Raw genomic sequence first — 22,907 nt, forward strand, 5'->3', positions numbered from 1 at the left:
TGAAAAAGGATTATTTAAAGAATGAAATAATCGTGTCTAGGTTAGGAAGTAGTCCCATTAGAGCAATCATTGTACCGATAATCCAATACATATTATGTTTGCTTTCTGTACGAAATTCACGTAACTCGGAGCGTACATCTTTTATTTCATTGTGTAATTCTGATTTAACGCTCTGAATGTCATTTTTGAGTTCAGTTCGAACATCTTGAATATCATTTTTAAGTTCAGTTCGGGTTTCTTGCAACTCAGTTCTAACATTTTGAATTTCACTTCGCAATTCAATTCGAGAATCCTTTACTTCCTTTTGTAATCCATTACGTGTAGTGAGTAGCTCTTCTCTTGTATCACGAAGTTCTTCACGGGTAGCAGAATGCTGAGCAATATCAATGATTACTTTGAGTAGATCTTTTGATGTGAGGTGATCCTGTTCGTTGTAATTTTGTTTATCCATAGTATTGCTCCTTTTTGATTATTATATAGTCTATCTGCAATTTTTCAATAAGGGAATTATAGGTATCCTATTGGTTTTTTTATACATCAAAATATTTATTTTGCGATTTAGATCGCAAAATGTGTAAAAATCTTAAAAAATATGACCGCTTGTGAAGAGTTTAATCAAGGTCAATAATTTGAACTGAACGGATTTTTTTTACTTCTTCAGAATCGTGAGAAATATAAATTGCGGGGAGCTTACGTTGAGCTAGATAGTCCATTAAATAGTTTAAAATAATCCCTTTGCGGTATTCATCAATCGCTGAAAAAGCCTCGTCAAAGAGGAATAATTTAGGTGTATTCATTAAGGACTGAATCACTAATGCACGTTGAGTTTCACCTGATGAAAGCTGTTCAGGTAATTTATCTTTGCAGTGTTCTAAGTCAAAAACGGCAAATAATTCATCTAAATTTGGGAGAGCATAATCGGTGCAAAAGCGTCTTTTTTGAGCAAAGGCGATATTTTTTACTACACTCATAAAAGGGAATAATTGACTGTCTTGTCCGACATAACCAATTGGGCGTTTTTCAGTGGGAATAAAAAAACTATCTTGTTGAAAAATTTGATTGTTTAGGCTAAAAAATCCTGTTGGTAATTGGTCTAAGCCTGCCATTAGGCGTAATAAACTGGTCTTGCCACAGCCTGATTTTCCTTTAATCACGGTGATTTTATCGCTGGATAATTCTGTTTTAAAAGAGAGTGAGAAATCAGCTCGTTTTATATTGAAATCGCATTTTATGGTCATTACAGTTTTACCACACTATTAAATGAATGATTGATTTTAAAGATAAATAATAATAGAACGAAAGAGATCACTAACAGAATGCCCGCTAGCCAGTGAGCTTGTAAATAATTGAGTGATTCCACGTGATCGTAAATCGCAATGGAGACAACCTGTGTTTTATTCGGAATATTACCCCCGAGCATTAACACTACGCCAAACTCCCCCAATGTGTGTGCAAATCCTAAAACAGATGCCGTCATAAAGCCTCGTTTTGCCATAGGTAATACAATGTGAATAAAGCGATCCAACGGCTTGGTATTCAGCACTTTTGCTGTTTCAATAATGTTTTTATCAATACTTGCAAACGCATTGGTTAAAGGTTGAGTTACATAGGGGAATGAATACACAATCGAACCAATTACTAAACCAGAGAAAGAAAATAAAATGGTTTCTCCGGTGAGTTTGAACACCGTTGAACCAATAAAACTATTTGGATTTAATAAAATTAGCAGATAGAAGCCGAGTACCGTTGGTGGCAATACCAGTGGTAGAGCAATCAGAGCTTCAATAATAAATTTGAAACGACAACGAGAGGTTGCGAGCCAAAACGCAATCGGTGTGCCGATAATAAGTAGGCACACCGTTGTTGTAATGCTCAATTTAAATGAAAGTAACAGTGCTTGAAACGAGAGTTCATCAATCATTGAGTGAGTATCCGTCTGCTAAAATCAAATCTTTTGCGTCCTTAGATTGAAAAAAATTTAAGAATTGTTGGACTTCTTCATTATCGTGAATAATGGCGACATCTTGTTTGATCGGCGAATGATAATGTTGTGGGACAAGCCAAAAAGTATTTTCATTCATATTTTTATTTTGTTTAATTTGAGAATATGCCACAAAGCCTGAATCACTCGCACCTGATTCTACAAAATGATAGGTTTGAGCGATATTTTCCCCTAACACAAATAACGGCTCTTTTTCTTTTAATAAAGTGAGTTTGGTTAGTGTTTCTCTCGCGGCAATACCATAAGGTGCATATTTAGGATTTGCTAACGCCAAATGTTTAGTTGGTTGTTTGATGGTATTTTCAAAATTAATTTTTGAACCTTTGTATTGTGGTTGCCAATATACCAAACGTCCTACGGCATAAGTAAAAGTGTGAATCGCTTTTTGCTGTTTTAATAATTCATTAGGGCGTTTTTGATCCGCTGAAAAGAATAAATCGATCGGCGCACCATATTGGATTTGTGCATAATGCTTACCGCTTGAACCTGAAAGCACGTTCACGTTATTTGACGTATATTTAGCAACAATTTTCTGCATTGTTGGGACAAAATTACTTGCCACAGCGACGTTAATATCTGCAAAAGTTTTGGTTGTAATCAGTAATAGAAAAGTAGTTAATGTAATAAAACGCATTTTGTATAGATTAAAAGATTTTTGAGTGGAGCATTTATAATATTGTTGAACAAAAAAAGCAACTATTTTGCATAATAAATTCAAATAATTGTTGATAAACCATACCGTTTTTTGCACAATTATTCTGCGTTCACTTGTTTAAAAAGGATGTAATAATGAAAAAATTAGTATTAGCGATAACTCTTTCTTTGATTTTAACCGCTTGTGGTAGTGGTGGAGGTTCATCTTCTTCAATGGAACAACCTAATTTTGCAGAAAAAGAAGGAACAAAAGTTTCTGCATTTTTTATGTCTGAAACTTTGATAGAGCCTCATAAACATACTCACGGGATCAATACATTAGCACTTATACCGAATGAGGGAAAATTTAAGGGAAAAGAGGTAACTGTTTCTTTAATCCCTGAAAAAGTGAAATCAAATAGCGTATTTCATTATATAGATGCCAAAGATATACATAATAGTGTTGGAAATGCTCTTCAGGAAACAGAAAGTTTGATTGTAAGTGGTCGAAATTATCAAAATTCTCGTTTCGGTGTTTTTGTTGATTCGGAAGATAATTATTTTCTTACGTTTACACAAGGAGTTGTAACCTCCCAAAACGATTTGCCGAAAAGTGCTAATGTAACCTACCGTGGTAATGGATTGGCAATGTTACGAATAGAAAAACAAATAGTTAATAATCCTGAAAAAGATTTATACCATCTTGAAAGTGGATGGGTTGAAGGTAAAAGTGAATTTACAGTAGATTTTGTGAATAAGAAAATATCTGGGTCACTAAAAGATTTTAAAGAAGGTAAAAATGGCTTGAATATTCCTACGATAATAATTGGAGCGAAATCATTTAGTAATCAATCTGAATATATTATCAATCATATGTATGAGGATAAAAAAATGAATAAAGGAGAATTATTAAAAGCACAATTTTATGGTAATAAAGCCGCAGAGCTAAGTGGTCAATATGCTAAAAGATTAGATGAAGAAAAAGTTATTTGGGCTGTGTTTGGTGCGAAAAAGCAATAATTGAGTTTTGAATTTTACACATTATACAAACCTCTTTTCTAATGGAGCAATCTAAAAGAGAAGAGGTTTTTCATATTCTAAAATTTAAGAAGAATAAATAGCGGTTTATTTTTCATTAACATTTGCAAATTTGATCATTTTACTAGAAAATACTCCGCTTTACATTTTCTCTCTTGTGAGGAAATACTGACTTGTTATCAGATGGGAATTACTTATTATGTTAGATACAAAAACCAAACCAGAATTATTATCCCCAGCGGGAAATTTGAAAAATATGCGTTATGCCTTTGCTTATGGTGCAGACGCTGTTTATGCGGGGCAACCTCGTTATAGCTTGCGTGTACGAAATAACGATTTTAATCACGCTAATTTGCAAATTGGGATCGATGAAGCCCACGCACTTGGCAAAAAATTCTATGTGGTGGTAAATATCGCACCACACAATTCAAAATTAAAAACCTTTATCCGTGATATTAAAAAAGTCGTGGATATGAAACCTGATGCCTTGATTATGTCTGATCCAGGTTTAATTATGATGGTGCGTGAAGCTTTTCCTGAAATGGATATTCATCTTTCTGTGCAAGCAAATGCAGTAAACTGGGCAACGGTTAAGTTCTGGAAGCAAATGGGCTTAACTCGTGTGATTTTATCTCGTGAGCTTTCTCTTGATGAAATTGCAGAAATTCGCAAAGAAGTGCCTGATATGGAAATTGAGATTTTTGTACATGGTGCATTGTGTATGGCGTATTCTGGACGTTGCTTACTTTCTGGCTATATCAATAAGCGTGATCCAAATCAAGGTACTTGTACTAATGCGTGTCGTTGGGAATATAAAACCGAAGAAGCAAAAGTGGATGAAGTAGGCAATATTGTTGATAAAGAAAATCAAATTGAAATCAAGAATGTTGCACCAACGCTGGGTTTAGGCGAAACAACGGACAACGTGTATCTTTTATCTGAAAAAGGTCGACCAGAAGAAAAAATGAGTGCCTTTGAAGATGAACACGGCACTTATATTATGAATTCAAAAGATTTACGTGCGATTGAACACGTGGAAACCTTGACTAAAATGGGCGTACATTCACTGAAAATTGAAGGGCGTACTAAATCATTCTACTATTGTGCAAGAACAGCACAAGTTTATCGTAAAGCGATTGATGATGCAGCCGCTGGTAAGCCATTTGATCGTAGTTTAATGACAACCCTTGAAAGCCTTGCACATCGTGGGTATACCGAAGGATTCTTACGTCGTCACACTCACGATGAATACCAAAATTATGATTATGGTTATTCAATTTCTGATAAACAACAATTTGTTGGAGAATTTACGGGTAAACGTAACGATCAAGGCATGGCAGAAGTTGCGGTTAAAAATAAATTTTTAGTGGGTGATACCGTTGAATTGATGACACCAAGCGGTAATATTACCTTTAAAATTTGCAAAATGTTAAACCGTAAAAATGAAGAAGTGGATTCAGGAAAAGGCGATGGACATTTTGTCTTTTTAGATGTACCACAAGATATTGATTTAAACTATGCGTTGTTGATGCGAAATTTAGAAGGAACGAATACAAGAAATCCACATAAAAGTTAAAAATATATTTTAAGTGGTCGTGGCGTATTGTATATGCTTAAATAATTTAGAGAATGGATAATAAAGGGGCGTTATAACACGCCCCTTTATTAGATTATTTTGCTTCTTCTTTTACATTATCTGTTGTTTCTTCTTTGCTCTCCTCTGAAACTTTCATTTGCTCTAAAGCTTCAGTACAAGTTTTATCTTGGGTTTGTTCATCTAATAAAGCCAATTGTGCTTTATTTTCATCATATTGTTTTTGTGCAACTTCCAATTGTTCTACAGGCAATGCTTTTAAATTTGTTTCTACTTTATGAAAATATTCTGTACATTTTGCAGAAAGACCTTCGGCTGAAGCTGATGCTGCAATGCCAGCGAATGATAAAGCTAAAACTAATTTTTTCATTTAAAATACTCCTAATAAAATAAATATAAACACATTTATAATATCTATAATGTGAGATGATTCCTCATCCGCACTATTTGTCAAAGCTAATTAGTTAAAGTTCACAAATTTAAAAAAATAAAAATGATTTTTTTTGTAATGAATTGTAATATAAAGGTATTTTGTTGGTTTAAAAATAAGCTATTCGTAAGTGATAGGATAGAATTGATAACATTAAGCGGTCATATTCTTTTTAAAATTTGCAAAATATTACATTGTAAAAATGAAGCAGTGGATGCAGGAAAAGATGATATATATTTTATTTTTTAGACGTACCACAATATGTTGATTTAAGCTATGCGTTTTTGAAGCGAAATTTAGCAGGAATCACGGCATCAATAAATAAAAGTGAGTATAGTAATGAAAAAAAGCTTCATTCCCTCAATTTAGGAAACGAAGCTTTTTAATGTATGACAGCTAACGCGTTAATTTTTCTAGCATAACATCACAACATTGATCTAATAATTGATAAGTTTCATCAAAATTACCGGTGTACCACGGATCAGGAATATGATCGTAAGCCAAATCAGGGCAAAGTGATGTGACATTAAATAGCTTCTCTGTATTTTTACCAAATAATCGTTCTAAATCCTTGAGATTTTGATTATCCATTGCGATGATATAATCAAAATAATCCCAATCTTGTTTTCGCACTTTACGGCTTATAAAACCAAAATGATCAATCTGATGTTTAGCGAGTTGCTTTTTAGTATCTTTGTGCATATCTTCGCCATCGTGCCAACCTGATGTGCCTGCACTGTCAATAGATACTCGATCTTCAAGATGGGCCTGTTTAATTTTGTGTCGCATAATATATTCTGCCATTGGCGAGCGACAAATATTTCCCAAGCAGACAAATAAAATATTGGTTTGTGGTTTCATTTGATTTTCCGATATTGCTGTTTTCACTCCCCGTGCTGGTGGTTAGTGAGCTTATCCAACCATCGAAGGGTAAGAAAACTATATAAAAAGCACTTATGCTTCGACAAGCTCAGCAACCGTGCTTTGATAAACTACAACTGTAAATTTTCTATAAAATATAACCGCTTACGCTTTACGCCACGTTGTGCCATTTGCACCGTCTTCTAGCACAATGCCCATTGCCGTTAATTTATCACGTGCTTCATCGGCTTTTGCCCAGTCTTTATTCGCTCGTGCGTCATTACGTTGTTTGATTAAAGCTTCAATTTCTGCCACTTCATCATCGTTGCTATCGCCTTGTAAAAAGCTTTCAGGATCTTGTTCTAATAGACCAAGTACGCCTGCTAACTCTTTTAATTTAATTGCGAGTTGATTTGCTTTTACTTGATCTTCTTTTTTCAATTTATTCAACTCACGCACCATTTCAAACAATACTGCTAATGCTCCCGGTGTGTTGAAATCATCGTCCATTGAGGTTTTGAAATTTGCAATATAATGATCAAATTCGACCGCTTGTGCTGATACAGATAAATCGCAACCACGCAATGCAGTATATAAACGTTCTAAGGCTGTGCGAGCTAAATCTAGGTTTTCTACACTGTAATCAAGTAAGCTACGATAATGAGCAGTGAGGAAGAAATAGCGTAAACTTTCCGCATCATAGCGTTCTAACATTGTGCGAATGGTAAAGAAATTCCCCAATGATTTTGACATTTTTTCTTTATCAATGGTTAGCATTCCTGTATGTAACCAATAGTTTACATAATTGCCACCGTTCGCACAGCAAGATTGTGCAATTTCATTTTCATGATGTGGGAACATTAAATCTGCACCGCCACCGTGAATATCAAAATGTTCGCCAAGTTCTTTGCTGTTCATTGCCGAACATTCAATATGCCAACCTGGACGACCTTTGCCCCACGGAGAATCCCAGCTTGGTTCATTCTCTTTCGACATTTTCCAAAGTACAAAATCCATTGGGTTGCGTTTGATACTTTTAATTTCAACCCTTGTACCTGCTTGTAATTGCTCTAAATCTTGACGAGATAATGCACCGTAATTTTTAAAACTTGGTACGCTAAACATTACATCGCCATCTTCTGAAACATAAGCGTGTCCTTTAGCGATTAAACGTTCTACCATTGCGATAATTTCAGCAATGTGTTGTGTGGCACGTGGCTCGACATCTGGGCGTAAAATATTTAATGCGTCAAAATCTTTGTGCATTTCTACGACCATTCTTTCCACTAATTCATCACAGGTTTCGTTGTTTTCAAGGGAACGTTTGATAATTTTATCGTCCACATCGGTAATGTTACGTACATATTTCACATCGTAGCCTAAATAACGTAGATAACGCACCGCCACATCAAAAGAAACAAAGGTTCTACCGTGTCCAAAATGACAAAGATCATAAACCGTTACACCGCAGACATAAATGCCAACTTTATTTGGGGTTAAAGGTTTAAATTCTTCTTTCTCACGTTTTAAAGTGTTGTAAATTTTGAGCATAGTATCCTCTTGCTGGTTAGATAAATTATTAAAATAAAATTTGTGACTAAGTATAACAAAATAAGCGGTAGGATTTTTAGGAATTTTTGCAAAAATTTTGAGTGTTTTATCTTACATTACCTTTTTTTCAGAAAGTTCATTAAAAACCTATAAAAATTCGCATAAGTAGGAAAATTACGATACAATAGCCTTAACCTTAATGAAAAATGTTTTCATTATCATTTAGTATATTTTATCAATTTTGGAGGACAGAATGTCAAAACAGGGTTTCCCAATTCAAAAAACAAATAGAAAAGGAGGGGTAACCAAAGTCTTTTGCTATTCCGTTCTTTCTTTATCCATTTCCACAGCACTAGCCGATGAACTTGGCACAATTAATGTAGTGGACTCACCGGAAAGTATTCAAAATAAAAAAATCGGTAAAACAATAAAAACCGCTAAGACACTTGAGAAACAACAAGTTTCAGATACTCGCGATCTCGTAAAATATGAAACGGGTATTTCTGTTGTTGAGAAAGGACGTATGGGATCAAGTGGTTATGCTGTACGAGGTGTTGATGAAAACCGTGTAAACATTACAATTGATGGTTTACAACAAGCAGAAAATATGTCTTCACAAGGATTCAAAGAATTATTCGAAGGTTACGGTAATTTTAATAATACGCGTAATGGTATTGAAGTCGAAAATATTAAAGAAGTGAGTCTTGCGAAGGGTGCTGATTCAACAAAAGTCGGTAGTGGAGCGTTAGGTGGCTCAGTTATTTTTGCAACCAAAGATGCCCGTGACTTTTTACTCAATAAGAATTTCTATTATAAATTCAAAGCGGGTTACTCTTCTGCTAATAATGAAGATATGTTTTCACATACTATTGCAGGACGTTATAAGGATTTTGATGCGTTATTAGTGAGAACAGATCGAGATGGTACGCAATTAGAGAATTTTGGTTATGATGAATTTGATGATAAGGCTCAGGGAAAATCAAGACAGAAAGCCGATCCTTATCATATCGAAAAACAGAATACGTTGATTAAATTAGGTTATAACCCTAATGAAACAAATCGTTTTACCTTGATGTTAGATGATGGTAAGAATACCTCAAAAGGGCATGATTGGTCTTATACTATGAGCTATGGTAATGAAACTCGCCATACTAATGATAGTAGTACACGTCGAAATCTTTCATTTGCCTATGAAAATTATGATTCTAATTTATTTTGGGATAGTGCGAAAGTTACTGTTTCGAGTCAAAAAATTGTACAACGTGCTCAAACGGATACTTATTGTGTTGGTAATAATGATTGTTCATATACGACAAACCCTCTTGATATTAAATTAAAAGATGGAAAAATTGTTGATAAAGAAGGTAACCCATTAAATATTAAAGAAGTACCAAAATGGAAAAATGTTGGCAGTTATAGTGAGCCAAAATATGAAAAAGATCCAACAGAAACAACGCTAGCGTTAGTTAATAGCAAAGGTGAAGAGTATGATTATCCATTAGAGGGGATGTTTGGTACGAGACAAAATCAAAGTGATCATTGGTATTTGTACAATAATGAGCATAAGGGAGATGATATTTTACTAGACTGTACAACATTTGATTGTAATAGTCCGTTGAGATATTACCATCTTAATGATGGAAAATCGTTTGTAAATGATGATCGACATTTTATAGACCTTAATCTGAATCAGGCTAATAGTGAAGTTACCGATGATTATATAGGTAAGAGTTGGTTCGATAAGGGTCAAAAAATTAGGATGAAAACACAATTTGTCGTTGATGATGTGAGAAAAGGTAAAGCACATTATAAACGTATCAAAATGACACAGCAAAAATATGATTTTGTAAATAAAACTTGGAGCCAAGAGCTTTCTCCTAATTATAACTTAATCTTACCATCTCGTGGTTATATTGGTGCAGACTGGAAAGATAGACACTTAAATACTAAAACGAAACAAATCAATTTAGATTTTGAAAAATATTTTGACACGAAAGATATTGAGCATTCTCTCGCTTATGGTGGAAGCTTTGCTCATACTGAAAAATCAATGGTTAATTATTCTGGTCAGCGATTAGTCAATGTAAAATGGTGGGCATTGAATAGCTATTTTGATAAAGTTGATGAAAATGGAACACCTCTTTGTTCTTTAAATGGATGGGGGGAGAAAGGTTCACCGAACTGTTATCGTCAAAATGAAGTAACTTCATTTTTGATTCCAGTGAAAACAAAAAATGGTGCATTATATTTAACGGATAATATTCGTGTAAATGACTGGCTAAGCTTTGATGCAAGTTATCGTTATGATAAAGTTTCTTATAAACCAACTTATGTGCAAGGAAAATCGCCAGATATTCCATTGGGTATGTTCTTCAATGCACATGAACAACTAGATCTGAAAAAGAAACCCGCTTGGGATAGAAATAAATCTTGGGCTGAAAATATGGTTGCACAAAGTCAATATGATGAATATTACAGAACGATGATTCCTCAAATTGAGAAAAATAAGAAAGCGAATAAAGAGTATATGACGACTCAGACGCAGTCTTTTAAGAATCATAGCTATTCATTAGGAACAACGATTGATCCAACGGAATACTTGCGTGTACAAGCAAAATATTCCAAAGGATTTAGAGCTCCTACACCAGAAGAAATGTATTTTACCTTTGCACACCCAAGTTTTAATATTCGTCCTAATTTACGCTTAAAACCAGAATTAGCAAATACAAAAGAAGTTGCTTTCACCTTGCATAATCAAAGAAGTTTTATCACTCTAAGTGGATTTAGAACGGATTATCAAGATTTTATTGATTTACAAAATCAAGGCGTTTATGAAGCACAAATTACAGGTATTGATAAAAATGTTTATCAAAATATCAATCAACAAAATGCTAAGGTAACGGGTTTTGAAATTGCAAGTAAAGCCTATTTAGGCGACTTTAATTCACGTTTAAAAGGATTCAGTCTTGGTTATAAATATACTTATCAAAAAGGTAAAATTACTGGTACCAAGAATACTTTTGAAAGTGGTAAGTATGGTAAAAAAATTGTCAAAACAGAAACCGGTGATTACCCTATGAATGCGATTCAGCCAACCAAACATGTTTTCAATGTTGGCTATGTTTCTGATAAAGGTAATTATGGTGTTGATGTGTATTTTACTCACGTATCAGCTAAAAAAGATAAAGATACATACAATACGTTCCATAAAGAAGATGGTAGTCCTTTTGTTGAGCCAAGAAGTGAATCTTATAATCTTTTTGATTTAATCGGATTTTATAAGCCTTTGAAAGGGATGACTATTCAAGCTGGTGTTTATAATTTATTCAACAAAGAATATATGACTTGGGATAGTGCACGTTCAATTAGAACTTTTGGTACAACTAATATGATTTGTAGAGAGAAGAGCAGTTATAATGGTTGTAATACTCAAAATCAAGGTATCGAACGCTTCCATGCTCCAGAGCGTAATGTCAAACTTAATTTACAATATGAATTTTAATATATTGAATTGAGTTAATTAAATATAAAATCAAACCTAAGCGGTCATATTTTTTGATATTTTTGCAAAAAGTTAAAAAAATATGACCGCTTATTCTTTTCTTCTTTTCGCACACTATTATTCCCCTTATTTTAAATAATGAATTTTATTGCATAAAAAAATGATTTTTAGAATTTTATGCGAAAAATTGTTATTTTTAATTGAAAATAGGTTACAAATTCTAAATTGGGTTTTGTATTATTTACAGCAAGCAATAGGTATAGATTTGCTTATCTAAATAAAATGTAACTCTCTATTTTTATTGCATTTTATCCCTTGTTTATACTTCAATCAGGAGAAAATATCATGGCTTTTAATATGAAAAACAGACATCTTTTAAGTCTTGTTCACCACACAGAGCGTGAAATTAAATACTTATTGGATTTATCACGTGATTTAAAACGTGCGAAATACGCAGGTTGCGAACAACAAGTATTAAAAGGTAAAAATATTGCATTGATTTTTGAAAAAACCTCAACTCGTACTCGCTGTGCGTTTGAAGTAGCTGCTTATGATCAAGGTGCAAGGGTGACTTATATTGATCCAACCTCTTCACAAATTGGTCATAAAGAAAGTATGAAAGACACTGCTCGCGTGTTAGGTCGTATGTATGATGGTATTGAATATCGTGGCTTTAAACAAAGTGTTGTTCAAGAATTAGCAGATTATGCAGGTGTACCAGTTTGGAATGGTTTAACGGACGAATTCCACCCAACTCAAATGCTTGCTGACGTATTAACCATGATGGAAAATTGCGATAAACCATTAACTGAAATTAAATATGTTTATATCGGTGATGGCCGTAACAATGTTGGTAATTCTTTATTACTTATCGGAGCTAAATTAGGTATGGATGTACGTATTTGTGCACCTAAATCATTGCTTCCTGAACCTAAACTCGTTGAAATGTGTGAAGGTTTCGCAAAAGAAAGCGGTGCAAGAGTTATGGTAACTGACGACATTGATAAAGCAATGAAAGATGTTGATTTTGTTCACACAGACGTTTGGGTTTCAATGGGTGAACCATTAGAAAGCTGGGGCGAACGTATCAAAATTTTATTACCATACCAAGTTACACCTGAATTGATGGCTCGCAGTGGAAATCCAAAAGTGAAATTTATGCACTGCTTACCAGCGTTCCACAATAGTGAAACCAAAGTGGGTAAACAAATTGCTGAGAAATACCCTGAATTAGCAAATGGTATTGAAGTGACTGAAGATGTGTTTGAATCGCCAATGAACGTGGCATTTGAACAGGCAGAAAACCGTATGCACACTATTAAAGCAGTAATGGTTGCAAGTTTAAGCTAGGTTTAATGTAGTAAAATTAAGGAGTTATAATGAGAATTGTTATAGCACTAGGGGGTAACGCATTATTGCGTCGTGGCGAACCATTAACCGCTGAAAATCAGCGTCAAAATGTGAAAATCGCTTGCGAACAAATTGCGAAAATTTACCCAAATAATGAGCTAGTCATTGCTCATGGTAATGGCCCACAAGTTGGTTTATTAGCACTACAAGGGGCTGCTTATAAAGATGTGCCAACTTATCCATTAGATGTTTTAGGGGCTGAATCTGTGGGTATGATCGGTTATATGATTCAACAAGAATTAGGTAACCTTGTACCTTTTGATGTGCCATTTGCGACAATGTTATCTCAAGTCGAAGTGGATAAAAATGACCCAGCATTTAAAAATCCAACTAAGCCAATTGGTCCTGTTTATAGTAAAGAAGAAGCAGAAAGATTAGCGGCTGAAAAAGGCTGGGCAATTAAACCTGATGGCGATAAATTCCGTCGTGTCGTACCAAGCCCATTACCAAAACGAATTTTTGAAATTCGCCCTGTGAAGTGGTTACTTGAAAAAGGCAGTATCGTGATTTGTGCTGGTGGTGGCGGTATTCCAACCTACTACGATGAGCAAGGCAATCTTCAAGGTGTTGAAGCCGTAATTGATAAAGATTTATGCTCAGCATTACTTGCTGATAATTTAGAAGCCGATCTTTTCATCATTGCAACAGATGTTTCAGCCGTATTCGTCAATTGGGGAACACCAGATCAAAAAGCAATTGCAAAAGCACACCCAGATGAAATTGGTAAAATGGGCTTTGCAGCAGGTTCTATGGGACCAAAAGTTCAAGCTGCGGTTAATTTTACTAAACAAACGGGCAAAGATGCCGTAATCGGTTCATTATCTGACATTGTTGATATTGTGAAAGGTAAAGCTGGAACAAGGATTACCAACAGTGTAGAAGATATTTCTTACTACTAATCATCATCAAATAAAGTGGCAATTTTATTATTGCCACTTTGAAACGGAGATTTATTATGAAAGATAATAGAATATTAAACGTGAATTCTGAAATCGGTAAATTAAGAACAGTTTTGTTACACAGACCAGGTGAAGAAGTTGAAAACTTAACCCCCGATTTATTAGAAAGATTGTTGTTTGATGATATTCCATATCTAAAAGTTGCTCAAGAAGAACACGATGCTTTTGCAGATACATTGCGTAATGCGGGTGTTGAGGTGCTTTATTTAGAGGAATTGGCTGCAGAGGCAATTTCAACAAGTGAAGAACTCAAAATGGAATTTATTCATGAATTTATCAACGAGGCAAATGTTCAAAGTGAATCATTACATAAAGCACTGGTAAGTTATCTATTAAGTTTTGACAATAAGGCAATGGTAGATAAAATGATGGCAGGTATTCGTAAAGAAGAATTATCTGATTATCACAGTGAGTCTCTTTGTGATTTAGTCAATGTAACCTATCCGTTTGTATGTGATCCAATGCCGAATCTTTATTTCACTCGCGATCCATTTGCAACCATTGGACACGGTATTACATTAAATCATATGCGTACTGAAACACGTAATCGTGAAACTATCTTTGCTAAGTATATTTTCCAAGCACACCCTCGCTTTAAAGATAAAGATATTCCGCTTTGGTTCAATCGTGGAGAGAATACATCTATCGAAGGAGGCGACGAGCTAATTTTATCTAAGGATATTCTAGCAGTAGGTATTTCACAAAGAACAGATTCTCTTTCTGTGGAAAAACTAGCAGAGAGAATTCTTTTTTCAGATGATACTTCGTTTAAAACTATTCTTGCTTTCCAAATCCCCGTTAGTCGTGCATTTATGCATTTAGATACCGTATTTACTCAAGTAGATTATGATAAATTTACCGTTCATCCAGGAATAGTCGGTCCATTGAATGTGTATGCAATTACGAAAGATCCTGACAATCCAACCGAGTTAAAAACCACAAAAGAAGTGGATACACTTGAAAATATTTTAAGTAAATATTTGAAACGTGATGTAACGCTTATTCAATGTGGTGGCGGTGATGAGATTATTTCTGCTCGTGAACAATGGAACGATGGTTCAAATACATTAGCTATCGCACCTGGAGAAGTTGTGGTTTACTCTCGTAACTATGTAACAAATGCTCTATTAGAGAAACATGGCATAAAATTACACGTTATTCCATCTTCTGAATTATCACGTGGACGTGGTGGTCCAAGATGTATGTCGATGCCTCTTATTCGAGATGACTTGTAAAAACTCATTGTAGTATCTAAGTATGGTAACTTTGAGGAATAACGTTAATTTGTGATTTATTGTACTACCAAAGTTACCATATCAATTATGTTTTTAATGGAATAATTACACTCTAATCAATGGTGGATGTTGTTTGTTCATCCACTCTCTCATTTAAGGAGTTTATTATGACAACAAAACAAAAAAAGGGGTTTAAATTCCCCACAGCTTTCACAATTTTATTTGCAATTATTATTATAGCTGTCGGTTTAACTTGGATAATTCCGGCTGGCTCTTATTCAAAACTTACCTATAATAAAGCACAAAATGTATTTGTTATTAAACAGTATCAACAACAAGATCAAACTCTTCCAGCAACAAAAGAAACTTTAGATAATCTTAATATTAAAATTGATATCAGTAATTTTACGAGCGGAAAACTTAGAAAACCTATTGCTGTTCCTAATTCTTATACTCGTGTAGAGCAAAATCCAAAAGGTATTTCAGATATTGCGATAAGTATGGTTAAAGGAACAATTGAAGCCGCGGATATAATGGTATTTATCTTTGTTCTCGGTGGTATGATTGGTGTAATCAATAAAACAGGATCTTTTGCAGCAGGGCTTAGTGCATTAGCAAATCGTACTAAGGGTAAAGAATTCACCATTGTATTTGCAGTTTGTGTTCTAATGGCTATTGGCGGTACGACGTGTGGTATTGAAGAAGAGGCAGTTGCGTTTTATCCGATTTTAGCACCTGTATTTATTGCGTTAGGGTATGATGCAATTATTACCGTTGGTGCTATTTTCTTAGCTGCGTCAATGGGTACAGCGTTCTCAACAATTAACCCATTTTCAGTCGTTATTGCTTCAGATGCTGCGGGCATTGCATTTACCGAAGGTATAACTTGGCGTGCTGTTGGGCTAGTAGTGGGTGAAATAATGGTAATTGCATATCTTTATTGGTATGCAAAGAAAATCAAAGCAGATCCAACAACGTCCATTGTTTATGAAGAAAGAGAAAAATTCTACCATTCTTATCGAGATGATTCGAATGTAGATATTCCTGAATTTACACTCAAAAGAAAAATTATTTTAACATTATTCTGTGCGGGTTTCCCTATTATGATTTGGGGAGTTATGTACGGGGGATGGTGGTTCCCAACGATGGCGGCTTCGTTCTTAACTATCACAATCATCATTATGTTTATTTCGGGACTTTGTGAAGAAGATATTGTGAATGCTTTTAATAAAGGTGCATCTGAACTTGTAGCTGTATCTCTCATTATTGGGTTAGCTCGTGGTGTAAATATGATCCTTGATCAGGGCATGGTATCTGATACTATTTTATTCTCTCTTTCCAATATGGTTGCTGGAATGTCCGGAAGTGTATTTATTATCGGGCAACTAGTTGTATTTGTGGTACTAGGCTTATTTGTACCATCCTCTTCTGGTTTAGCGGTGCTTTCAATGCCAATTATGGCTCCGCTTGCTGATACAGTGGGAATCCCACGTGATATTATCGTATCTGCATATAACTGGGGACAGTACATTATGCTATTCCTTGCACCAACAGGATTAGTATTAGTCACCTTGCAAATGCTTCACATTCCATTTAATAAGTGGGTAAGATTTATTATGCCAATGGTAGGTGGAATGTTTGTAATTTCAGCTATTTTATTGTTAATTCAAGTGCAATTATACGCATAACCAACATAAATATGTTAATATAACAAAAGGTTACTTTTATCTGTTGAGGGTAAAAGTAACCTTTTATTCGTAAGTAGTAAATTGTGCTTTATTTAACATATTGAGACTTATATGAAAAACGAAAAATTAGATAATATTGATACTCGTATTTTACGAGCATTGCAACGAAATGGACGTTTACAAAATACTGAGCTTGCTGAAGAAGTTGGATTATCAAATTCAGCTTGTTTACGGCGAGTGAATATCCTAGAAGAAAAAGGTATTATTGATCGCTATGTTGCTTTGCTTAATCCTTCCAAAATAAATTGTAATTTTATGATTTATGTTCTTGGTTCCTTTTTTGAAGAAGATTATAAAAAAAGAGAACGTTTTATTTTTGAAATGAAACTACTTCCCCAAATTGCAGAGTGTCATCTTATGGCAGGCGATTATGATTTTATTCTGAAAGTGTTTGTTTCTGATTTAGAAGAATTTAATAAATTAAAAGTAAATTATCTAAATAAAGATATTGGTATTAAAAATATCAAATCAGAAATTATTTTAAATACGATTAAACATTCTACGGAATTACCCCTTTAATAAAATTAGAAAGATTATGATGTATGATTGAACTTGTTGAAGCAAAAGCATTTTTGTATTGCGGGATTTCCTTTTGACTAGCCTAGATAACAGGATGATGTCTAACTGTCTAATTCTAGATTTAATCGAATAGAGATCTTTAACCAATTTTATTCCTTGCTGAATTCTGTTAAAATGATGCGTTTTTATCAATTTATAACAAAGGAAAAATAATGATAATTCCTAACAATGCACTTGTACCAACAGTGGTCGAGCAAACTTCAAAAGGCGAGAGAGCCTTTGATATTTATTCACGTTTATTAAAAGAGCGTATCATTTTTTTAAGTGGTGAAGTTGAAGATAATATGGCTAATTTGATTGTTGCACAATTATTATTTTTAGAGTCAGAAGATCCTGAAAAAGATATCAGTATTTATATCAATTCACCGGGTGGATCAGTAACGGCTGGTATGGCAATTTTTGATACAATGAATTTCATTAAACCTGATGTCAGCACGGTGTGTATCGGTCAGGCTTGTTCTATGGGTGCATTTTTACTTTCAGCAGGTAAAAAAGGTAAGCGTTTTGCATTACCGCACGCTCGTGTAATGATTCATCAACCATTAGGTGGATTTAGAGGACAAGCGTCAGATATTCAAATTCACGCCCAAGAAATTTTACACATTAAACAAACCTTAAATGAGCGTTTGAGTGAACATACGGGACAGCCACTTTCTGTGATCGAAAAAGACACTGATCGTGATAATTTTATGTCGGCGGAAGCGGCTCAAAAATATGGACTTGTGGATGAAGTGGTCACCACTCGAGGAAATAAATAATGGCAGAATTTGGAAAAATGCCACATTGTAGCTTTTGTGGTAAGCAAAAAAATGAAGTAGATGCCTTAGTTGCAGGTCCTGAGGGGCATATTTGTAGTGAATGTATCGAAGAGTCTTATGCATTATTAAATGGGAATGATGAACCGTTAATTGATGAAAAAGATGAGAAAAAAGAAGCATTTTTTGAAAATATCCCAACCCCAAAAGAAATTCACGCGCATTTGGATGATTATGTGATCGGTCAGGAACACGCTAAAAAAGTACTTTCTGTCGCAGTTTATAATCACTATAAACGTTTACGCAACGCATTAAATGATAATAAAGAAACCGATGGTGTAGAATTAGGAAAAAGTAATATTTTATTTATTGGTCCAACTGGTTGTGGTAAAACATTACTCGCGGAAACAATGGCACGCCGTTTAAATGTACCTTTTGCGGTTGCCGACGCAACAACGCTGACTCAAGCTGGCTATGTTGGGGAAGACGTTGAGAATGTGATTCAAAAATTATTGATGAGCTGTGATTACGATGTAGAGCAAGCTGAACGTGGTATTATTTTTATTGATGAGATCGATAAAATTACCCGTAAATCTGAGAATCCGTCATTAACTCGTGATGTTTCAGGCGAAGGTGTGCAACAAGCGTTACTTAAATTGATAGAAGGAACCGTTGCGAATATCAATCCACAAGGTGGACGCAAACATCCACAACAAGAAACTATCCCTGTTGATACCTCAAAAATCTTATTTATTTGTGGTGGTGCGTTTGCTGGTTTGGATAAAATCATTGAGCAACGTTCAAATCAAAAAGGTGGAATCGGTTTCAAAGCGGAACTGAAAAAAGATAAAGATCGTCAAGCATTAACGGAATTATTTAAACAAGTTGAGCCAGAAGATTTGGTTAAATTTGGTTTAATCCCTGAGCTTATCGGTCGTTTACCTGTGGTTACGCCACTAGAAGAATTAGATGAAAAAGCCTTAGTTCAGATTCTAACTGAGCCTAAAAATGCGATTATCAAACAATATCAAGCCCTTCTTCAAATGGAAAATGTTGAGCTTAAATTCACCCGTGATGCTCTGCTTGCGATTGCTAAAAAAGCAATGGATCGCAAAACAGGTGCAAGGGGATTACGTTCAATTGTTGAAGAATTATTGCTTGATACTATGTATAGCCTACCTTCTTTGGAAAATAAATCTAAAGTTACAGTGGGTAAAAATTGTATTGAAAAAGGCGATAAACCAAAAATTGATTAACCAATATTTATGACGACAGGGCTTGCCCTGTCGTTATCATAACCACATAAATTTATTAAAATGAAAATTTGGCAAACTCGCTCAGTTATTACTTGGCTTTTATCCCCTCTTTCTCTACTGTTTTATATTATCAGTACCATTCGTCGCACACTTTTTTGCAAAAACTACTTAAAATCTTACCGCTCACCAGTGCCTATTTTAATCGTCGGGAATATTAGTGTCGGTGGAAATGGTAAAACACCACTTGTTATTTGGTTAGTGGAACAATTACAACAAAAAGGCATTAAAGTAGGTGTGATTTCTCGTGGTTACGGTGGTTCAACCAAAGAATATCCTCAACTGGTGACTGCTCAAAGCTCAGCGGAACAAGTTGGCGATGAGCCTGTTTTAATTGTACAACGCACAGGTGTACCACTTGCAATTTCGCCAAATCGTCAGCAAAGCATTGAATTACTTTTAAAAACTTATTCATTAGATTTAATTATTGCTGATGATGGCTTACAACATTATAAATTACAGCGTGATTTTGAATGGGTGGTGATCGATGGTGAGCGTCGTTTTGGAAACGGATTTGTATTGCCAGCAGGGGGATTACGAGAATTACCAAGCCGCTTAAAGTCAGTGAATGCGTTAATTTGTAATGGGGGAATTACCCAAGATAATGAGCATAAAATGACTTTATCTACGGAATATGCAATCAATGTTAAAACCAATGAAAAAGTAGCATTAAGTGAATTAGCACAGCAACAATGTGTTGCAATGGCGGGCATAGGATTTCCACCACGCTTTTTTAATATGCTTGCAAATTTAGGCTTTAATTTGACCGCTTGTCACAGCTTTGCGGATCATCAAGCTTACTCAAAAGAGCAATTAAATCCGCTAGCAAAACAGAATGAAATTTTATTGATGACAGAAAAAGATGCTGTAAAATGCCGTACGTTCGCCGAAGATAATTGGTTTTTTGTGCCAATTAACGCGACTTTTTCTGAAATTTCAACCAAACAATTACTTGGTCCAATTTTACAAAAATTAGGAATAGAAAATGAATGAGAAATTATTAAATAATCTTGCTTGCCCAAACTGTAATGCAAAATTAGTGTGGGATAAAGAGAACAACCGTCTAATTTGTAACGAACAGCAGTTAGCTTATCCGATAGAAAATGGCATTGCTGTTTTGTTGCCTGAAAGTGGCTTGCCATTAGAGGAAAATAAGTAATGAAATTTACCGTTATAATCCCAGCGCGCTATGCTTCTAGCCGTTTACCTCGCAAGCCATTATTAGATATCTGTGGTAAACCGATGATTCAGCACACTTGGCAACAAGCTATCCAAGCGGGTGCAGATCGTGTCATTATTGCCACCGATCACAGTGAAATTCAACAAGTTGCTGAACGTTTTGGGGCGGAAGTGTGTTTAACCTCAGAACATCATAATTCAGGGACGGAACGTCTTGCCGAAGTGATTGAAAAAATGGCGATCACTGATGATGAAGTGATCGTGAATGTACAGGGCGATGAGCCTTTAATTCCCCCTGTGATTATCAATCAAGTAGCAGAAAACTTAATCAAATCAAAAAGTAATATGGCAACACTAGGGGTTAAATTAACCACCAAAGAAGAATTATTTAATCCAAACGTGGTGAAAGCATTAACGGATAAAGACGGCTTTGCTCTCTACTTCTCTCGTGCATCAATCCCTTACGCACGTGATTTTTTTGCAGATTGCGATGATGAATTTGTGGCACAACAAAATTATATCCGCCACATTGGTATTTATGCCTACCGAGCTGGCTTTATTAAACAGTATGTAAACTGGCAACCAACTCAATTGGAACAGTTAGAATCTTTAGAGCAACTAAGAGCTTTATGGTATGGTGAAAAAATCCATTTAGCATTAGCCAAACAGGCTCCAGAAGTTGGCGTAGATACCCAAGAGGATTTAGATAAGGTAAGAGAAATTTTAGCTAAAAATTAAACTCTATCTCGTTAATCCATAAAAATTTATAAAATAGACAACATAATGACAGAAAACAATCAAAAACAACCAGAACAACAGCAAGAAACACAAACAGAAACCATTGATTATAATTTACTTAAACACCGTTTTCGTGGCTATCTTCCTGTAGTGATTGATGTAGAAACCGCAGGCTTAAACGCTCAAACGGATGCACTACTTGAAGTGGCAGCGATTACTGTAAAAATGGATGAAAATGGCTATTTAGTCCCTGACCAAAAATGTCATTTTCATATCAAACCTTTTGAAGGAGCAAATATCAACCCTGATTCATTAAAAATCAACGGTATTGATCTTGAAGATGAAAATCGTGGTGCTGTGGCAGAAGTTATTGCCATTCCTGAAATGTTCAAAATGATCCGTAAAGCAATGAAAGAGCAAGGCTGTCAGCGTGCTGTGATTGTGGCACATAATGCGACTTTTGATCAGGCATTTATCCAACAAGCCGTCAAACGTATCGGTGCTAAACGTGATCCATTCCACCCTTTCGCTCTATTCGACACAGCAACTTTGGCAGGTTTTGTGTACGGACAAACCGTGCTAGTAAAAGCGTGCCAAATGGCAGGTATTCCTTTTGATAATAAACAAGCTCACGGTGCGTTATACGACACTGAAATTACCACTGAACTCTTTTGCAAAATGGTTAATAAATTTAAAGAGTTAGGCGGTTTCCCTGTGGTTAAAGGAGAGTAGTTGTTTACTTCATTCTCAATTTTGAAATGTTGAGAATGAAGTCGATTTAAGTTATTTTCTATGTAAACTAATAGCAATTATTATGTATTTAACCAAGAGTAAAATTTTTCTGGCATTTGTTCTTCAATAAAGTCTATTTTTTATATCAACAGTTGAATTACATCCCATCAATGGAACTTCAATAATTTCTTCTTGGGAAGACCACTGTATTTTTAGATATCTAACGTTATATTCATCGTAAGCAATAGCTATTACTCGTCCATAACCATATAGCTTCATTGTTTTTCCAAATTTTTCTCTTTTCTTTAATATAACTAAATCTCCTTTACATACACTGTAAAATTTTTTCAGTTGCTTTTGACTTTTAAAAAAATCAAATTCACATATTCCTTTTGAACGCCACCTAATATCACGTCGATTATGGACATTTGCATTGGGACAAAATTCCATAAATACAATATGAGTATCGGTAGGTATTATTGAATCAATTGTGTTGATGACATATTTAGCATCTAAATCTCCTTTTTTATATATATTTTCAGTATTAACTTTTAGTCTTGCTAACTCTGAGCGAGCCATTTTTCTATTTTTGATTTGTTCAATAGTTTTGTTATATTTCATAATAGAATCTCCAAAGTTATAGATGAT

22 protein-coding genes are annotated in these 22,907 nt (G+C 34.7%); 14 read left to right on the top strand and 8 right to left on the bottom strand.

Annotated features, from left to right (window positions below):
- Nucleotides 1-10: 10 nt before the first annotated feature.
- The 4 genes from DYE60_RS02055 to modA form a co-directional block, all read right to left on the bottom strand.
- The gene (locus DYE60_RS02055; RefSeq protein ID WP_115314978.1) at nt 11-451 is read right to left on the bottom strand and encodes a hypothetical protein; all 441 of its coding nucleotides are present in this window, start codon (nt 449-451) and stop codon (nt 11-13) included.
- A 160-nt stretch (nt 452-611) separates the two neighbouring features.
- Nucleotides 612-1,238: an ATP-binding cassette domain-containing protein gene (locus DYE60_RS02060; RefSeq protein WP_115314979.1), complete on the bottom strand. Its 627-nt coding sequence runs from the start codon at nt 1,236-1,238 to the stop codon at nt 612-614.
- Nucleotides 1,238-1,921, bottom strand: coding sequence for a molybdate ABC transporter permease subunit (gene modB, locus DYE60_RS02065; RefSeq protein ID WP_115314980.1), 684 nt, complete (start codon nt 1,919-1,921; stop codon nt 1,238-1,240). The genes DYE60_RS02060 and modB overlap by 1 nt, the downstream gene beginning before the upstream one ends.
- The gene (gene modA / locus DYE60_RS02070; RefSeq protein ID WP_147285443.1) at nt 1,914-2,636 is read right to left on the bottom strand and encodes a molybdate ABC transporter substrate-binding protein; all 723 of its coding nucleotides are present in this window, start codon (nt 2,634-2,636) and stop codon (nt 1,914-1,916) included. The genes modB and modA overlap by 8 nt, the downstream gene beginning before the upstream one ends.
- Nucleotides 2,637-2,791: 155 nt before the next feature.
- On the opposite strand from modA, the gene DYE60_RS02075 reads away from it, so the two are divergent.
- A complete protein-coding gene (locus tag DYE60_RS02075) occupies nt 2,792-3,655 on the top strand; it encodes a transferrin-binding protein-like solute binding protein (RefSeq protein WP_115314982.1) in 864 nt (287 codons plus the stop codon).
- A gap of 217 nt (nt 3,656-3,872) precedes the next feature.
- Complete coding sequence (trhP, locus tag DYE60_RS02080; RefSeq protein WP_115314983.1) at nt 3,873-5,249, top strand: prephenate-dependent tRNA uridine(34) hydroxylase TrhP; 1,377 nt, start codon at nt 3,873-3,875, stop codon at nt 5,247-5,249.
- Nucleotides 5,250-5,343: 94 nt separating this feature from the next.
- Here the strand turns inward: trhP and DYE60_RS02085 are convergent, their stop codons facing one another.
- The 3 genes from DYE60_RS02085 to cysS form a co-directional block, all read right to left on the bottom strand.
- Nucleotides 5,344-5,637, bottom strand: coding sequence for a DUF5339 family protein (locus tag DYE60_RS02085; protein WP_115314984.1), 294 nt, complete (start codon nt 5,635-5,637; stop codon nt 5,344-5,346).
- Nucleotides 5,638-6,093: 456 nt separating this feature from the next.
- Nucleotides 6,094-6,558, bottom strand: coding sequence for a low molecular weight protein-tyrosine-phosphatase (locus tag DYE60_RS02090; RefSeq protein ID WP_115314985.1), 465 nt, complete (start codon nt 6,556-6,558; stop codon nt 6,094-6,096).
- Nucleotides 6,559-6,723: 165 nt separating this feature from the next.
- A complete protein-coding gene (gene cysS / locus DYE60_RS02095) occupies nt 6,724-8,109 on the bottom strand; it encodes a cysteine--tRNA ligase (RefSeq protein ID WP_115314986.1) in 1,386 nt (461 codons plus the stop codon).
- A gap of 253 nt (nt 8,110-8,362) precedes the next feature.
- Between cysS and DYE60_RS02100 the strand changes: the two genes are divergently transcribed.
- The 12 genes from DYE60_RS02100 (at nt 8,363) to rnt (ending at nt 22,259) form a co-directional block, all read left to right on the top strand.
- Nucleotides 8,363-11,611, top strand: a complete 3,249-nt coding sequence (locus DYE60_RS02100; protein WP_115314987.1) for a TonB-dependent receptor domain-containing protein — start codon at nt 8,363-8,365, stop codon at nt 11,609-11,611.
- A gap of 345 nt (nt 11,612-11,956) precedes the next feature.
- Complete coding sequence (locus tag DYE60_RS02105) at nt 11,957-12,961, top strand: ornithine carbamoyltransferase (protein ID WP_115314988.1); 1,005 nt, start codon at nt 11,957-11,959, stop codon at nt 12,959-12,961.
- 29 nt (nt 12,962-12,990) lie between these two features.
- Nucleotides 12,991-13,920 (top strand): carbamate kinase, encoded by a 930-nt coding sequence (gene arcC, locus DYE60_RS02110; protein WP_115314989.1) that lies wholly within the window; start codon nt 12,991-12,993, stop codon nt 13,918-13,920.
- Between the two features lie 56 nt (nt 13,921-13,976).
- Nucleotides 13,977-15,215 (top strand): arginine deiminase, encoded by a 1,239-nt coding sequence (gene arcA / locus DYE60_RS02115; protein ID WP_115314990.1) that lies wholly within the window; start codon nt 13,977-13,979, stop codon nt 15,213-15,215.
- 167 nt (nt 15,216-15,382) lie between these two features.
- Nucleotides 15,383-16,903, top strand: a complete 1,521-nt coding sequence (locus DYE60_RS02120) for a YfcC family protein (protein WP_115314991.1) — start codon at nt 15,383-15,385, stop codon at nt 16,901-16,903.
- Nucleotides 16,904-17,014: 111 nt separating this feature from the next.
- Nucleotides 17,015-17,482 carry an Lrp/AsnC family transcriptional regulator gene (locus DYE60_RS02125; RefSeq protein ID WP_115314992.1) on the top strand — a complete coding sequence of 156 codons (468 nt, stop codon included), beginning with the start codon at nt 17,015-17,017 and terminating at the stop codon, nt 17,480-17,482.
- 212 nt (nt 17,483-17,694) lie between these two features.
- Nucleotides 17,695-18,300: an ATP-dependent Clp endopeptidase proteolytic subunit ClpP gene (gene clpP, locus DYE60_RS02130; RefSeq protein WP_115314993.1), complete on the top strand. Its 606-nt coding sequence runs from the start codon at nt 17,695-17,697 to the stop codon at nt 18,298-18,300.
- The gene (gene clpX / locus DYE60_RS02135; RefSeq protein ID WP_115314994.1) at nt 18,300-19,553 is read left to right on the top strand and encodes an ATP-dependent protease ATP-binding subunit ClpX; all 1,254 of its coding nucleotides are present in this window, start codon (nt 18,300-18,302) and stop codon (nt 19,551-19,553) included. Before clpP ends, clpX begins: the two co-directional genes overlap by 1 nt.
- Nucleotides 19,554-19,613: 60 nt before the next feature.
- The gene (gene lpxK, locus DYE60_RS02140) at nt 19,614-20,603 is read left to right on the top strand and encodes a tetraacyldisaccharide 4'-kinase (protein ID WP_115314995.1); all 990 of its coding nucleotides are present in this window, start codon (nt 19,614-19,616) and stop codon (nt 20,601-20,603) included.
- Entirely contained in the window at nt 20,596-20,769 is a 174-nt protein-coding gene (locus DYE60_RS02145) for a Trm112 family protein (protein WP_115314996.1), read from the top strand. The genes lpxK and DYE60_RS02145 overlap by 8 nt, the downstream gene beginning before the upstream one ends.
- On the top strand, nt 20,769-21,527 hold the full coding sequence (kdsB, locus tag DYE60_RS02150; protein WP_115314997.1) for a 3-deoxy-manno-octulosonate cytidylyltransferase: 759 nt from the start codon (nt 20,769-20,771) through the stop codon (nt 21,525-21,527). Before DYE60_RS02145 ends, kdsB begins: the two co-directional genes overlap by 1 nt.
- 45 nt (nt 21,528-21,572) lie before the next feature.
- Nucleotides 21,573-22,259, top strand: a complete 687-nt coding sequence (rnt, locus tag DYE60_RS02155) for a ribonuclease T (protein WP_115314998.1) — start codon at nt 21,573-21,575, stop codon at nt 22,257-22,259.
- Nucleotides 22,260-22,382: 123 nt separating this feature from the next.
- Here rnt and DYE60_RS02160 read toward each other — a convergent pair whose 3' ends face one another.
- Nucleotides 22,383-22,880, bottom strand: a complete 498-nt coding sequence (locus tag DYE60_RS02160; protein WP_218563609.1) for a hypothetical protein — start codon at nt 22,878-22,880, stop codon at nt 22,383-22,385.
- Between the last annotated feature and the right edge of the window lie 27 nt (nt 22,881-22,907).

Origin of the sequence: Phocoenobacter uteri (assembly GCF_900454895.1) — a bacterium.
In the GTDB taxonomy this organism is placed as follows: Bacteria; Pseudomonadota; Gammaproteobacteria; order Enterobacterales; family Pasteurellaceae; genus Phocoenobacter; species Phocoenobacter uteri.

Bases quoted from the DNA above. Each gene is read 5' to 3' on its own strand.
- DYE60_RS02055 (WP_115314978.1), bottom strand. From the start codon at position 451: ATGGATAAACAAAATTACAACGAACAGGATCACCTCACATCAAAAGAT.
- DYE60_RS02060 (WP_115314979.1), bottom strand. From the start codon at position 1,238: ATGACCATAAAATGCGATTTCAATATAAAACGAGCTGATTTCTCACTC.
- modB (WP_115314980.1), bottom strand. From the start codon at position 1,921: ATGATTGATGAACTCTCGTTTCAAGCACTGTTACTTTCATTTAAATTG.
- modA (WP_147285443.1), bottom strand. From the start codon at position 2,636: ATGCGTTTTATTACATTAACTACTTTTCTATTACTGATTACAACCAAA.
- DYE60_RS02075 (WP_115314982.1), top strand. From the start codon at position 2,792: ATGAAAAAATTAGTATTAGCGATAACTCTTTCTTTGATTTTAACCGCT.
- trhP (WP_115314983.1), top strand. From the start codon at position 3,873: ATGTTAGATACAAAAACCAAACCAGAATTATTATCCCCAGCGGGAAAT.
- DYE60_RS02085 (WP_115314984.1), bottom strand. From the start codon at position 5,637: ATGAAAAAATTAGTTTTAGCTTTATCATTCGCTGGCATTGCAGCATCA.
- DYE60_RS02090 (WP_115314985.1), bottom strand. From the start codon at position 6,558: ATGAAACCACAAACCAATATTTTATTTGTCTGCTTGGGAAATATTTGT.
- cysS (WP_115314986.1), bottom strand. From the start codon at position 8,109: ATGCTCAAAATTTACAACACTTTAAAACGTGAGAAAGAAGAATTTAAA.
- DYE60_RS02100 (WP_115314987.1), top strand. From the start codon at position 8,363: ATGTCAAAACAGGGTTTCCCAATTCAAAAAACAAATAGAAAAGGAGGG.
- DYE60_RS02105 (WP_115314988.1), top strand. From the start codon at position 11,957: ATGGCTTTTAATATGAAAAACAGACATCTTTTAAGTCTTGTTCACCAC.
- arcC (WP_115314989.1), top strand. From the start codon at position 12,991: ATGAGAATTGTTATAGCACTAGGGGGTAACGCATTATTGCGTCGTGGC.
- arcA (WP_115314990.1), top strand. From the start codon at position 13,977: ATGAAAGATAATAGAATATTAAACGTGAATTCTGAAATCGGTAAATTA.
- DYE60_RS02120 (WP_115314991.1), top strand. From the start codon at position 15,383: ATGACAACAAAACAAAAAAAGGGGTTTAAATTCCCCACAGCTTTCACA.
- DYE60_RS02125 (WP_115314992.1), top strand. From the start codon at position 17,015: ATGAAAAACGAAAAATTAGATAATATTGATACTCGTATTTTACGAGCA.
- clpP (WP_115314993.1), top strand. From the start codon at position 17,695: ATGATAATTCCTAACAATGCACTTGTACCAACAGTGGTCGAGCAAACT.
- clpX (WP_115314994.1), top strand. From the start codon at position 18,300: ATGGCAGAATTTGGAAAAATGCCACATTGTAGCTTTTGTGGTAAGCAA.
- lpxK (WP_115314995.1), top strand. From the start codon at position 19,614: ATGAAAATTTGGCAAACTCGCTCAGTTATTACTTGGCTTTTATCCCCT.
- DYE60_RS02145 (WP_115314996.1), top strand. From the start codon at position 20,596: ATGAATGAGAAATTATTAAATAATCTTGCTTGCCCAAACTGTAATGCA.
- kdsB (WP_115314997.1), top strand. From the start codon at position 20,769: ATGAAATTTACCGTTATAATCCCAGCGCGCTATGCTTCTAGCCGTTTA.
- rnt (WP_115314998.1), top strand. From the start codon at position 21,573: ATGACAGAAAACAATCAAAAACAACCAGAACAACAGCAAGAAACACAA.
- DYE60_RS02160 (WP_218563609.1), bottom strand. From the start codon at position 22,880: ATGAAATATAACAAAACTATTGAACAAATCAAAAATAGAAAAATGGCT.